This window comes from Undibacterium sp. GW821-FHT11H02, assembly GCF_058808015.1.
The window spans coordinates 1-12,236 of the sequence record NZ_JBXARG010000017.1 but is presented as its reverse complement, the minus strand read 5'-3'; the positions used below and the strand labels follow the sequence as shown (position 1 = coordinate 12,236).

The window sequence follows — 12,236 nt, the reverse complement described above, 5'->3', positions numbered from 1 at the left end:
TAATTAAAATTAAAGAAGACCGTGTTGCTGCAATTTTTTGCGCAAGGTATTGCGGTTAATGCCGAGCATATCTGCCGCCTGAGATTGATTGCTATCGGTGCGTGTCATGACCATTTCTAACATCGGTTTTTCAACCGCTAACACCACCATATCGTAAATATTTGAAGCCGGTTGTTCGCCTAAATCACGGAAATATTTTTCCAGATTTTTATGGACGGCTTCTTGGATGCTTTCTTTACTCATACTGAATTTTCTTCTTATTAATAAATTCCTCGTTAAAAAAACTACCGGGAATTCAAGGGTTAAACTAAATGAAACTTCCACCAAAATCATACTGAGGAGAGCGAGGAAATTACTTCAAGCGGCCAAGGCCTGAGTTAATTCTTCGTTCGGGTTTATCTCGGAGGGGCGGTATTGTAACCGTTCTGTCGGTCGACTATCAAAAAACATTTTGACCGCCGCCAATTGTTCCTCACAAGTTTCCAACTTATTCATTTGCTGGCGGAAGGCTTCGCCATCCACCAAATCTTCGACGTACCAGCCTATATGCTTGCGCGCTGTGCGTACGCCCATGAACTCACCATAAAACGCATAATGTTCACGCAAATGACGATCAAGTAAGCCACTCACTTCCGACACCAAGGGCGCTGGCAAGTAGGTGCCAGTCTTTAAATAATGGTCGATCTCACGGAAAATCCATGGTCGGCCTTGCGCAGCACGACCGACCATAATCGCATCGGCACCCGTCACCTCCAACACATACTTCGCTTTTTCTGGTGTAGTAATGTCACCGTTGGCCACAACAGGAATTCCAACCACTGCTTTGACTGCCGCAATGGTGTCATACTCAGCCGCGCCTTTATAGCCATCAGCTCGCGTACGTCCATGTAAAGTTAACATGGCAATACCCGCAGATTCAGCGATACGCGCTATTTGCAATGCATTTTTGTTCGCTCTATCCCAGCCTGTGCGAAATTTCAAAGTCACAGGAACATCCACCGCAGAAACCACTGCGTCAAGAATTTCACCCACTAATTTTTCATCTTGCAGCAAGGCCGAACCACACCAGGCATTGCAGACTTTTTTCACTGGACAGCCCATATTGATGTCGATAATTTGCGCCCCTTTATCGACATTGTATTTGGCGCATTCCGCTAACATTTTGGGATCAGCACCAGCGATCTGTACTGCCTTGGGCTCCATCTCGCCTTCGTGATTGGTGCGGCGCGTGGATTTTTCGGTTTCCCACAGTTTAGGATTCGATGCCGCCATTTCCGACACCGCATAACCAGCGCCGAGATCTTTGCACAATTGGCGAAATGGTCTATCCGTCACACCGGCCATAGGCGCGACAAAAATATTATTCTTCAGCTGATAGGAGCCAATTTGCACGATGTTAGAACCTTGGGGGAGTCGGAGGAATTTCGAGGAAGCGCTATTCTACCTGAAAAGCTGCCTAAATAATTAGCAAAATCAGGCCTTGAACCTAACAATATTTTTTAATTTAGAGCGGGTTTTCAATAGACTTTTTTGCGAAATATTGCTCAATTAAATAGCAGGATTTTGCGATGAGTTGAAGACAAAAAAAATCTAAGATAAAACTAAGAAAAAAAGCAAAACAAGATCAACACAATTAGCGCCGCTTTACTCACAATTAGCGATAAATTAAATACATACCAGACACAAAGCCAAGCATAAAACTTAACAGAACTTAAGCTTGCTTCAGCAATTGGGCTAACAATTGATCCAATTCAACAAAAGAAGGCTCGCCAACATAGCGTTTAATTATTTTTCCTTGCTTATCGATCACAAAAGTTGTCGGTGTCAGCTTCACATCGCCAAAGGCTTGCGCGATCTTTCCCTCCACATCAAGAACAACTTGAAATGGCAGTTGACGTGTTTCGGTAAAATTAAGCACATAGTTAGGCGGGTCGTAGCTCATCGCCACCGCAAAAAATTCCAAACCTTGGGAGCGAAATTTTTCATAGCTGGCTATCATTTGCGGCATTTCTTTAATGCAGGTCGTGCAGGAAGTCGCCCAAAAATTCACCATATACACTTTGCCTTGCAAGCTTTGCGTGCTGGTCTTAAGGCCTTGCAAGTTAGTAAAATTTAGTGCGGGTGCGGATTGCTTGTTATTCAGCGACTGATAAGTAAAAAAGCCAGCGATCACAAGCGCGCTGAATAACAGCAGAGTCCCAACTAATTTCTTTGAGCTATTTGATGCCATAAATAAAAATTACCAACAAATAAGGGAAGCGTGAATTATACGTGTGTTCTGACTACTAGGTAGGGAAGGAAAAGCGAAGTAAAAGCGTCGTGACCTTAATACCTCGCCGCTAGCCAGGCGCTCGGTGCGAGCGGCCTAGAATATAAAAATCCCTGCAAAGAATCACAGCCATTTTCTATCAGATACTGAGCCTGAGCTTCGGTTTCTACGCCTTCTGCAACGACTTTCAAGCCAAATTGTTTTGCCATAGACAGGATAGAACCGACGATAGCCGTGCCATTCGTATCACTCGGTATATCTTGCACAAAGCTCCTGTCGATTTTCAATTCATACAGAGGTAAGCGTTTTAAATAATTCAAACTGGAATACCCTGTTCCAAAATCATCAATTGAAAAGCGTATGCCTAGCGCCGACAGCTTTGACATTCTGGCGATGGTTTCTTGCAAGTTATCGATAAACAAGCCTTCGGTCACTTCGAAGATCAAATGAGAACCGTCCACTTGATATTGCGCCAAAATAGCGATTACTTTATCTACAAAATCTGCTTGGCGAAATTGCTTAGGGCTCACATTAACGGAAAGAGGAAAGTCGCAGCCATGTCTACGCAATAGCAAAGTAATTTCACAAGCCTGCGAGATGACCCAATCACCCATGCGAACAATCAAGCCTGATTCTTCGGCTAAGGGTATGAACACCACCGGTGAAACCAATCCACGCTCTTTACTATTCCATCGCATTAACAACTCAGCACCTACAGGCTGACCGGACTCATTGACCTGTGCTTGCATGACCATTTGCAATTCACCTAAATCCTGAGCTTTGGCAAGATCATGCTCCAAGGTCAGGCGCTGCTCTACCTCAGTTTGCATCGTACCTTCAAAGAAAGCAATTTGATTTCTGCCTGCCGATTTAGCTCTATACATCGCGGTATCAGATTCACGCAATAAATCATCGACAGACTGACCTGCCTTCGGCAAAAGCGTCACTCCTATGCTGCAACTTGAGCTATAAGTTTGCCCATCAATTTCAAAATCTTTAGCGAGTGCAATTCGGATTTTGTCGGCAACGGTTAATGCCAGCTTACCCGCGTTTTCTATTTGATGGTCGAGATTATCGACTAGGACAACGAACTCATCACCACCGATACGCGCTACCGTATCTACCTCACGCAAGATAGCCGACAGACGTTTAGAAACCTCAATCAATAACACGTCACCGGTTGCATGACCACGGGCATCATTGATGGTCTTAAAATGATCCAGATCGATAAATAATACAGCGCTAAAATGTCCGGTGCGCTGGGCGCTGGCCAACAATACCCCCATACGATCACGTAATAAGCGCCGGTTTGGCAGACCTGTCAGTACATCAAAAAACGCCAAACGATAGATGTCAAATTCCGCCTTCTTACGCTCGGAAATATCCCTTTCTATCGCAACATAATTACTACATATCCCAGCGCTATTATTAATAGGTTGAATATCCACTTCCAACCAAAATTCTTTGCCCGCCTTGTTGTAGCCTATGATCTCAGAGCGTATCGCCTGCTGATTTCGCAAAGCCGTACGAATTCGAATAATCTCGTGGGCGTCAGAATTTTGTCCATATAAGAGATCGACATTTTTGCCTATCACGTCCGCTCTTGCGTAGCCGCTAATGCGTTCAAACGCCCTGTTCACAAACACCAGCTGTGGCCCGTTTGCGCTCAAATCATTATTGGTGATCAGCACCATGTCATTTAAATTTTCTACGGCGGCAGAAATCAAACGTAGTTCTTCATTCGCCTTACGCAAAGATTTTTGCTCATCTTTCAATGATTGACTGATCTCCATTTGCTTGCGCAAAGATTCCTCCAGTCTACGCAAAAGAACGCCACACGTAATCGTAATGACGGAACTGATGAAGGTGAAATTTAAAGTGATGATGATCCAACGCAAAAATGGCCGGTCATGGTAGCGATCAAATTGTAAATCGATATCTGCAAAAAAACCTATGGTCAGCAAGGTGATCGCATTCACTACCAGGACCGCGATAGCCGGCCGTAATCCCAACAATAATGAAGTGAGTACCGGTACCGCCAAAAGATAAATCTGGCTGACTGGCCCTACTTTCAGTAGAAAGAACACGCCCACCAGATAAACAATAAAAAGAAAATTCCAGCTACGGGCAACAAAGCTTAAGCCGCGCCAACGCCACAGAGTGAAGAGCCAGGCGATCGCCAAAACATCGATGAAAATAATGGAATAAAGACTATCGCGAAACGCGAGCAAGATACTCGGCACCGCGGTCAGGGTACCCAGACACATGGTCACCAACAAGATTGCCGATAGCATTTCGTCGCGCCATAGCTGCAGGTCTTTTGTTGGCAGACGCTGAGCCCGTAAAAAGCGGCGTAAATAGAATCGGAATATCTTCAATTACTAAGCCCCTAATCTAAGTGTGCAAGCTGGCTGCCACTATTATGTTGGAAATCAAGCGCCAACAAGCGAACCCTAGGCCAGCACAAGTTACAAATGATGGAATTGGATGTATCTGCAGTACCAGTGCTCTTTTATACGCTGTTTCCCTCTTGCTGAAAAGTATTTTTTTAAGAATCACTTATCGGGTTTAGGGAATATCAAAACCTTTAGCCGCACGCCATAAGTCAAACCAATGTTCGCGCGACAAGCGCAACTGTGCCGCTTGTACGGCTTCTTGCAAAACCGTCACCCTACTAGAACCTGTCAATACCAAAGGGCGACTGGGGAGATTCAAGATCCACGCCAAAGCGACACAAGACGAACTGACATCGAGTTGTTCAGCAATTTGTTCAAGGCAGACACGAATGCGTTGCGCACAGTCGCCACCATCACTGAAGAGTGCACCGCCAGCCAGCGCTGACCAAATCATAGGAGCGATACGCAAACGCTGTGCCAAATCAAAGCTGCCATCGTCAATAGCGGCCATTTGCATCAAGGAGCATTCCACTTGATTGGTGACTAAAGGATAGCGCGAATGTAACAATTCAAACTGAGCATTGGTGAAATTCGACACACCGAAATGTTTCACTTTACCGCTCGCATGCAAGTGCGTGAAAGCCTCAGCAATCTCATCCGCATCCATCAAAGGATCGGGTCTATGGATCAACAATAAGTCTATGCTCTCAATTTGCATGCTGCGCAAAGAGGTTTCTGCCGAGCTAACAATGTGTTGACGGGTCGTGTTATATATATGCGAGGTCTGGGCGGGACGTAAAGCGGCGGGAAACTGTATACCGCATTTCGTGACGATCTGAAAATGCTGGCGTAACTCTGGTGCAAACGCAAATGCTTCACCGAGCAAAGTCTCACTGGTGTAATCACCATAAATATCGGCCTGATCTATAGTCGTAATACCCAGGTCTAATGCGGCATGTAAGAATTCCGCGCGTTGCGCCGGATTCATTTGCCATGACGATAAACGCCATAGGCCTAAGACGATACGGGAGAATTCAGGGCCCTGTGGGGCGAGTTGTTGGCGTGGACTGATCATTGACTTGTCATCTCTCAAAATTTACTTCAGCAATTGTTGATAGGCTACTTGCAAATTTTCGGCCTTGGTATAACCAGAGCTGAGCATATGCAGGCCGTCACTTTTCAAGGCAAGCAATACAGGATAACCACGCACACCCCACCTTTGCACCTGTTCAAAATGCTGACGTGTTTCGTCGCGGGTTGAGGGCGCAGTCAATACTTCATAGAAACTGTCGTAGTCAAAACTATCGCCACCGTCAAACTCGTTCAAAGCGCAACTAGCGACTTCAGCCAACACTTTGTCATCGGTCACATCGCGCGCCGCCGCATAAAATGCATGCTGCAAGGCTTGGAACACACTAAATATCACCATATTCGGCATGTCTTCCGCCAGTATTTTTGCCGTTACCACTGCACGACACACTGGCTCGGTATCGTACACAAAACCATTCCGATTTAAACCCGTCATATCGAAAGGCAGACCACTCACCTGCTGTACCTTATGCCAATGCTCTAAAATCATTTCGCGCTGCCCATCATCCATCACTTGGCGGTTATAAGCACGCAGGCCGCCCAGAATAATATCCAATTCAGCTTCTGGCTGAGTCTGCAAAAACTGGTGCAATTCCGGACCGAATCCGTAACACCATGAACACATGGGATCGGCGATATAGACGAACTTACTCATAAAAATCATTCATAAAAAATACTAAAAAAACGACCTCATGCAAACTGTCTCAGAACATTAAGTTGGGCCTTACGAAATCTAGATCACGCTGGATACAAAGCACCCAAAATACGCTCACCTTGGGCACCAGTCACGTCACTAAGATTACCTGCAAGGCGCAAATGAAAGCGCTGTGCCAGCCAAGCGAATGCCAATGCTTCCACATGATTCGCCGCGATTCCCAAATTATCCGTACTATCCAAATGGATGTCACCCAAGCGCGCTTTCAGACTGCGCATCAAACTAGCATTGTAAGCACCACCACCACACACATAGACGGCCTCGCAATCCGGTGCATAGTCGAGAATCGCATCGGCGATAGTCTTGGCGGTGAATTCGCACAAGCTGGCTTGTACATCGACAGCACTGATCTCAGAAAATACTGCCCGCTTTTCTTCCAACCACGCCAGATGAAATAAATCACGACCCGTGCTTTTTGGTGGAACTTTCTGCAAATAAGTTTCTCTACATAGCAGTTCTAAGAACGCCGCATGAACCTGTCCCTGCGCCGCCCATGAACCTCGATCATCATAAGCCAAACCTTGATGCTGATGTATCCAGGCATCCATCAGTACATTACCTGGACCCGTGTCAAAACCGCTTGTATGTCCGTTCGCATGCAAGAGACTAACATTGCTGATGCCACCTATATTCACTACCACGCGGCAACGTCCTGCTTGACCAAACATCGCTCTATGAAATGCAGGTACCAAAGGTGCGCCGTGCCCTCCTGCGGCAATGTCACGACTACGAAAATCAGCAATCACATCGATGCCCGTCAACTCCGCCAACAAAGCAGGATTATTTGTTTGACGTGTGTAGCCCAAGTCCGGACGATGACGTATGGTTTGACCATGTACGCCAATTGCTTGCACTTGGGATGCCTCACAGTTTGTCGTATTCAATAATTTTGAAACACAATCGGCATAAACGCTTACTAAGGCGTTTGCCAACAAAGCTTCACGCTCAATTTCGTTCGCACCCGCTTGTTGTAAAGCCAGCGCCTGCTGCTTGAGTTCGGGTGAAAAACTTTGATGCGCACTGGCATGCAGCTGCAAAGCCTCACCTTCGGGAAAATGTACGAGAACGCCATCAACACCATCAAGGCTAGTACCTGACATCAGGCCAATGAACGTGGAAGATTTTTTTTCCATATTTAAAAAAATGAATTTGAGAATAAAAAAGCCGAACTAGGTTCGGCTGTTTTTTTGAAATTATCGTCAGGTATTTAGCGTGCGGCAATGCGCGCCACATTAGCTGCTGAATTTCGCTCTGGACGCAACAAATCAAAGCGGTGCGCCATATCTGCAGCGACTACTCTGAATTTTGGCAACTCATGCGAAGCTAAGGCCGCAGCACTTTGCACGCTAATGGTGTTTGGATCACGTGGCTCATTATTGACCCGGAACTCATAGTGCAAATGAGGGCCGGTCGACCATCCGGTAGAACCGACATAACCAATTACCTGACCTTGACTGACACGAGTACCTTTGCGTGCACCAGGTGCGAAACGACTCATATGAGCATAGGCTGTACTATATCCATTCCAGTGCTTAACGATAACCATATTGCCGTAGCCACCCTGAGGACCCGCATGTTCTATCGTGCCGTCAGCCGAAGCGCGAATTGGTGTACCACTGACCGCAGCAAAATCAATACCGGTGTGACGCTTCCACTTGCCAGAAATAGGATGAACACGCATAGAAAAACCAGAAGAGACGCGGGAGAATTCTAGAGGGGATTTCAAAAAGGCTTTTTTCAGAGATTTACCATCGAAGCTGTAATAACCACCTTCGCCAGCGCCTTCATCAAACCAGACTGCCTGAAACAATTTATCGGAATTTTTGAATTCACCTGACAACAAGCGACCGGTTTTTACCATTTCGCCATTCTGCCAAAAAGTTTCGTAGACCACGTTAAAGTAATCACCACGTTGTAATTTGCGGAAGTCGATATTCGTTTCGAACATCTTGATAATTTGATCGGCTACTGGTGATGGAATTAATGCCTTATCAGTCGCCACGAATAGAGAAGATTGAATATCGCCAGAACGCATTTCTATACGACGTTCTAATTGCTCAACAATTTCAGCGGCCTTAAAAGTGTTGTGCTCGTCGCGCGATACCAGCAAAGTCTTGCCACCTTTTTCACCACCGTCAAGGCCAACGCGTAACCATTCCAAAGTACCTTCATCCGTAGTCTTTACGCGTATCGATTTGCCTGCGCGCGCCTGCAACACATTGCGAGCTACCGGATCGGTTTTCAGGAAATTACTGGCGTTCACATCATCGACACCCAGTCGCTGCATTAAAGAAGCCAAAGTGTCGCCACGTTGAATTTTTTCTTCTTTAACATAATGCTGTTGTTGTAAAACGATTTGAGAGATTTGCTCATCCAAAGATGGCAAAACCAATTCTTGTGTAATCGTTTTGACAGGTAAATTAGAAGCGTCGGGTGCTAATGGGGCTACACCTACCGCGCCGACTGCACATACTGCGAAGAATAAAGCGGAAAAAGAAATGACCCGTGATGCACGCATACTGCGCACATTGTGGATACTGTCTTTGACAATTGATTGGGCTTTAACTTTCGTAGTTGCAGCTAGATGACGGAAATTATCGGATAATCGCATGCAATAAGTTAAAATTGATGTTTGAGTGCTTGCGTTGATAGGCAGGCACCCAACAGAGTGTTAGCAAACCCACTCCTTTTTATTCTTATTACCGAAGGTGGGGCTCAAAATTAGTCGCCTGATTGTATAGCAAATAGCGAATAATGCAAGGCGTTGATTATGTCGGTAGTGCACTACTTGCGCCACCTCTGTTACAAATTTTTTTACGACTGATCTATGTCAAAGTCTCGGCATGCTTTATTGCAAATAAATTACAAATAACATAAAACTTTGCTATCGGGCTCAATGTCCTTATCGAATTTTCACTAAATTTTCACTCTATTTTTTCATATTGCATATTCAATTTAATCATGACCGCCACTCCAGCTTCCGCCACTAACGAAAAAAATAGCAGCACTCTCTTGCCTTTGTCTGATGCAGTACAACACGCGCTTGCAGTGACCAAACGAGGCGTCGATGAGCTCTTAATTGAATCTGAATTCGCGCAAAAGCTCGCACGTAGTGAAAAAACCGGCAAACCACTACGCATCAAATTAGGACTTGATCCTACAGCACCTGACTTACATCTGGGTCACACCGTGGTGCTCAACAAAATGCGCCAGCTGCAAGATTTGGGACACACCGTCATTTTCCTGATCGGTGATTTCACTTCCATGATCGGCGATCCATCCGGCCGCAATGCCACGCGTCCCCCATTGACCCGTGAGCAAATCGAAGCCAACGCCCAGACTTACTTCAAACAAGCGTCTTTAGTCTTAGATGCCAGTAAGACTGAGATTCGTTACAACTCAGAATGGTGCGATCCACTTGGTTCACGCGGTCTGATTCAATTGTCCTCAAAGTACACCGTGGCGCGCATGATGGAGCGCGACGACTTTACCAAGCGCTTTAAAGCGGGAACGCCAATCTCTGTACATGAATTCCTGTATCCATTAATGCAAGGTTACGACTCTGTCGCTTTACATGCAGATCTGGAACTCGGTGGCACTGATCAAAAATTTAATTTGCTGGTCGGTCGCGAACTGCAAAAAGACTACGGCCAAGAGCCGCAATGTATTTTGACCATGCCTTTGTTGGAGGGTCTGGATGGCGTGGAAAAAATGTCCAAGTCCAAAAACAATTACATCGCGATCACAGAACCTGCGAATACCATGTTCGCCAAGGTCATGAGCATTTCTGACGAAATGATGTGGCGTTACTATGATTTGCTGTCTTTCTGTTCTTTGGAGCAGATCGCGCAATACAAGAAATCCGTCGCAGAAGGTCAAAATCCACGCGATATCAAAGTCGCTATCGCACAAGAAATCGTGACACGCTTCCATAGCAAACAAGCTGCTGAAGATGCCTTGGCGGATTTCGTCAATCGCTCTAAAGGTGGGATTCCAGATGACATCACTGAAATCACCTTAAGCGGCGCCCCGGTCGGTATCGCTCAATTATTAAAGCAAGCGAATCTGTGTGCCTCCACTTCGGAAGCGATGCGCATGGTCGATCAAGGTGGCGTGCGTATTGATGGCACAGTGATCAGTGACAAGCAATTGCAAGTACAAGCGGGTACGGTGGTTTTACAAGTAGGCAAACGTAAATTTGCCAAAGTGACGCTGACGGCATGATCGCATTACTGCAAAGAGTTCGTCACGCCAATGTGGTCGTCGATGGTGCGACCATAGGCGCTATCCAAACTGGCCTAATGGTTTTGGTCTGCGCTGAACGCCATGACACTGAAAAAGATGCTGAGCAATTACTCACTAAATTGCTCAGCTATCGTGTGTTCTCGGACGATGCTGGCAAAATGAACCGCAGTGTCGCCGACGTACAAGGCGGCTTGTTGTTAGTCCCGCAATTCACCTTGGCGGCCGACACGCAATCCGGCACTCGCCCCTCATTCACACCCGCCGCACCGCCTGAATTGGGCAAACAATTGTTTGACTATTTTGTTGCCCAGGCACGCAACAAACATGCTGTGGTCGAGACCGGTCAATTTGGCGCAGATATGCAAGTTTCACTGACCAATGATGGACCGGTCACCTTCTGGTTGCAAACCAAATCCAAAGCAGAAAAATCAGCGTGACCGAAATTTTACTAATACGCCACGGCGAAACTGCCTGGAATGCGGTGCGCAAATTGCAGGGACATTTAGACATTCCCTTGAATGCCGAAGGACGTCGCCAAGCAAAAGCCTTGGCGGCTGGTTTGCAGCAAGAAAAACTCGCTGCGATTATCTCAAGCGACTTACAACGTGCCATGCAAACTGCGGGTGAAATCGCTAGACTGCAAGGTCTGCCAACCCGCATCGATGCCGCATTACGCGAGCGTTGCTTTGGCGATTTTGAAGGTAAGCTGTATAGCGAATTACCTGAAATTTATCCTGAAGAATATGCGCACTGGCGTCAGCGCGATCCTGATTTTCATTTTCCGCCAAAACTCGATGACAACAAGAATGTCGGCGAAAGCATACGCGAATTTCAGCAGCGAACGATAGACTGCATTGTGCATTACGCAGAACAATTCGAAGGTCAAAAAATCGCCTTAGTCGCCCACGGTGGCGTACTTGAATGCGCCTATCGCGCCGCCATGAATCTTCCCTTGAACGCCGAACGCACGATCACGATTTTTAACGCGAGTATTAATCGTTTTGAATTCCGGGATGGACGGCTAGCGCTGATCAGTTGGGGCAATATTGAACACTTGGGTGATGCGATGTTGGATGAAGTTAGTTAAGCAAAGAGACTAAGTTCAAAGAAGCACAAAAAAAATAGCACTTAAAAATTGACTGTTTTATATGCATGAAAGAAAATGGTAAATTAAAAAACAGTTTCTTTCACACCTACATCTGATGCCAACACACGCAAGCCAATTCTCCATCTTGTCAATCTCAGGCTTCTTATTCCTATCCTCGAGTACATCGGCGCAAGCGCAAGAAAATAAAGCGGTAGCACCAGAGGTAACCGCAAGTCAGAGCGTCACAAAAGACAAGCCACAACAAGTCGAAATCAAAGCTAAAAGTGAAGTCGAAAATGCCAGACGCGATACCGCAGCCAAAACGGTCATTACGAACGACGAATTAATGCGCTATGGCTGTAACCCTCCCGTAAAATCAAGCCATGCATAACTAGAGATCTTGAGGCAAACTTATGTGCCAAAGGAGAACAGAAA

At 46.1% G+C, this 12,236-nt stretch carries 12 protein-coding genes; 4 read left to right on the top strand and 8 right to left on the bottom strand.

Translation table 11 applies throughout. The annotated features are described in order from the left end of the window. Positions 1-9 precede the first annotated feature (9 nt). From AC1RR2_RS15850 to AC1RR2_RS15815, 8 genes are all read right to left on the bottom strand, one after another. A complete protein-coding gene (locus AC1RR2_RS15850; RefSeq protein ID WP_186892113.1) occupies positions 10-243 on the bottom strand; it encodes a helix-turn-helix domain-containing protein in 234 nt (77 codons plus the stop codon). A 114-nt stretch (positions 244-357) separates the two neighbouring features. Then, a complete protein-coding gene (gene dusB / locus AC1RR2_RS15845) occupies positions 358-1,392 on the bottom strand; it encodes a tRNA dihydrouridine synthase DusB (protein WP_493223241.1) in 1,035 nt (344 codons plus the stop codon). Positions 1,393-1,711: 319 nt separating this feature from the next. Then, positions 1,712-2,230 (bottom strand): peroxiredoxin family protein, encoded by a 519-nt coding sequence (locus AC1RR2_RS15840; RefSeq protein WP_493223240.1) that lies wholly within the window; start codon positions 2,228-2,230, stop codon positions 1,712-1,714. A 95-nt stretch (positions 2,231-2,325) separates the two neighbouring features. After that, entirely contained in the window at positions 2,326-4,647 is a 2,322-nt protein-coding gene (locus AC1RR2_RS15835; protein WP_493223239.1) for a putative bifunctional diguanylate cyclase/phosphodiesterase, read from the bottom strand. Positions 4,648-4,837: 190 nt separating this feature from the next. Continuing rightward, positions 4,838-5,740, bottom strand: coding sequence for an aldo/keto reductase (locus AC1RR2_RS15830; protein ID WP_493223238.1), 903 nt, complete (start codon positions 5,738-5,740; stop codon positions 4,838-4,840). 21 nt (positions 5,741-5,761) lie between these two features. After that, a complete protein-coding gene (locus AC1RR2_RS15825) occupies positions 5,762-6,409 on the bottom strand; it encodes a DsbA family protein (protein WP_493223237.1) in 648 nt (215 codons plus the stop codon). A gap of 83 nt (positions 6,410-6,492) precedes the next feature. Beyond that, positions 6,493-7,602 (bottom strand): anhydro-N-acetylmuramic acid kinase, encoded by a 1,110-nt coding sequence (locus AC1RR2_RS15820; protein WP_493223236.1) that lies wholly within the window; start codon positions 7,600-7,602, stop codon positions 6,493-6,495. 74 nt (positions 7,603-7,676) lie between these two features. Continuing rightward, positions 7,677-9,080 (bottom strand): M23 family metallopeptidase, encoded by a 1,404-nt coding sequence (locus AC1RR2_RS15815; protein ID WP_493223235.1) that lies wholly within the window; start codon positions 9,078-9,080, stop codon positions 7,677-7,679. Positions 9,081-9,430: 350 nt separating this feature from the next. Between AC1RR2_RS15815 and tyrS the strand changes: the two genes are divergently transcribed. The 4 genes from tyrS to AC1RR2_RS15795 all read left to right on the top strand — a co-directional run bounded on the left by tyrS (position 9,431) and on the right by AC1RR2_RS15795 (position 12,192). Next, entirely contained in the window at positions 9,431-10,693 is a 1,263-nt protein-coding gene (tyrS, locus tag AC1RR2_RS15810; RefSeq protein WP_493223234.1) for a tyrosine--tRNA ligase, read from the top strand. Then, complete coding sequence (dtd, locus tag AC1RR2_RS15805; RefSeq protein ID WP_493223233.1) at positions 10,690-11,151, top strand: D-aminoacyl-tRNA deacylase; 462 nt, start codon at positions 10,690-10,692, stop codon at positions 11,149-11,151. Before tyrS ends, dtd begins: the two co-directional genes overlap by 4 nt. Continuing rightward, a complete protein-coding gene (locus AC1RR2_RS15800) occupies positions 11,148-11,801 on the top strand; it encodes a histidine phosphatase family protein (RefSeq protein ID WP_493223232.1) in 654 nt (217 codons plus the stop codon). Before dtd ends, AC1RR2_RS15800 begins: the two co-directional genes overlap by 4 nt. A 115-nt stretch (positions 11,802-11,916) precedes the next feature. Further along, a complete protein-coding gene (locus tag AC1RR2_RS15795; RefSeq protein ID WP_493223231.1) occupies positions 11,917-12,192 on the top strand; it encodes a hypothetical protein in 276 nt (91 codons plus the stop codon). The last annotated feature ends 44 nt before the right edge of the window (positions 12,193-12,236 follow it).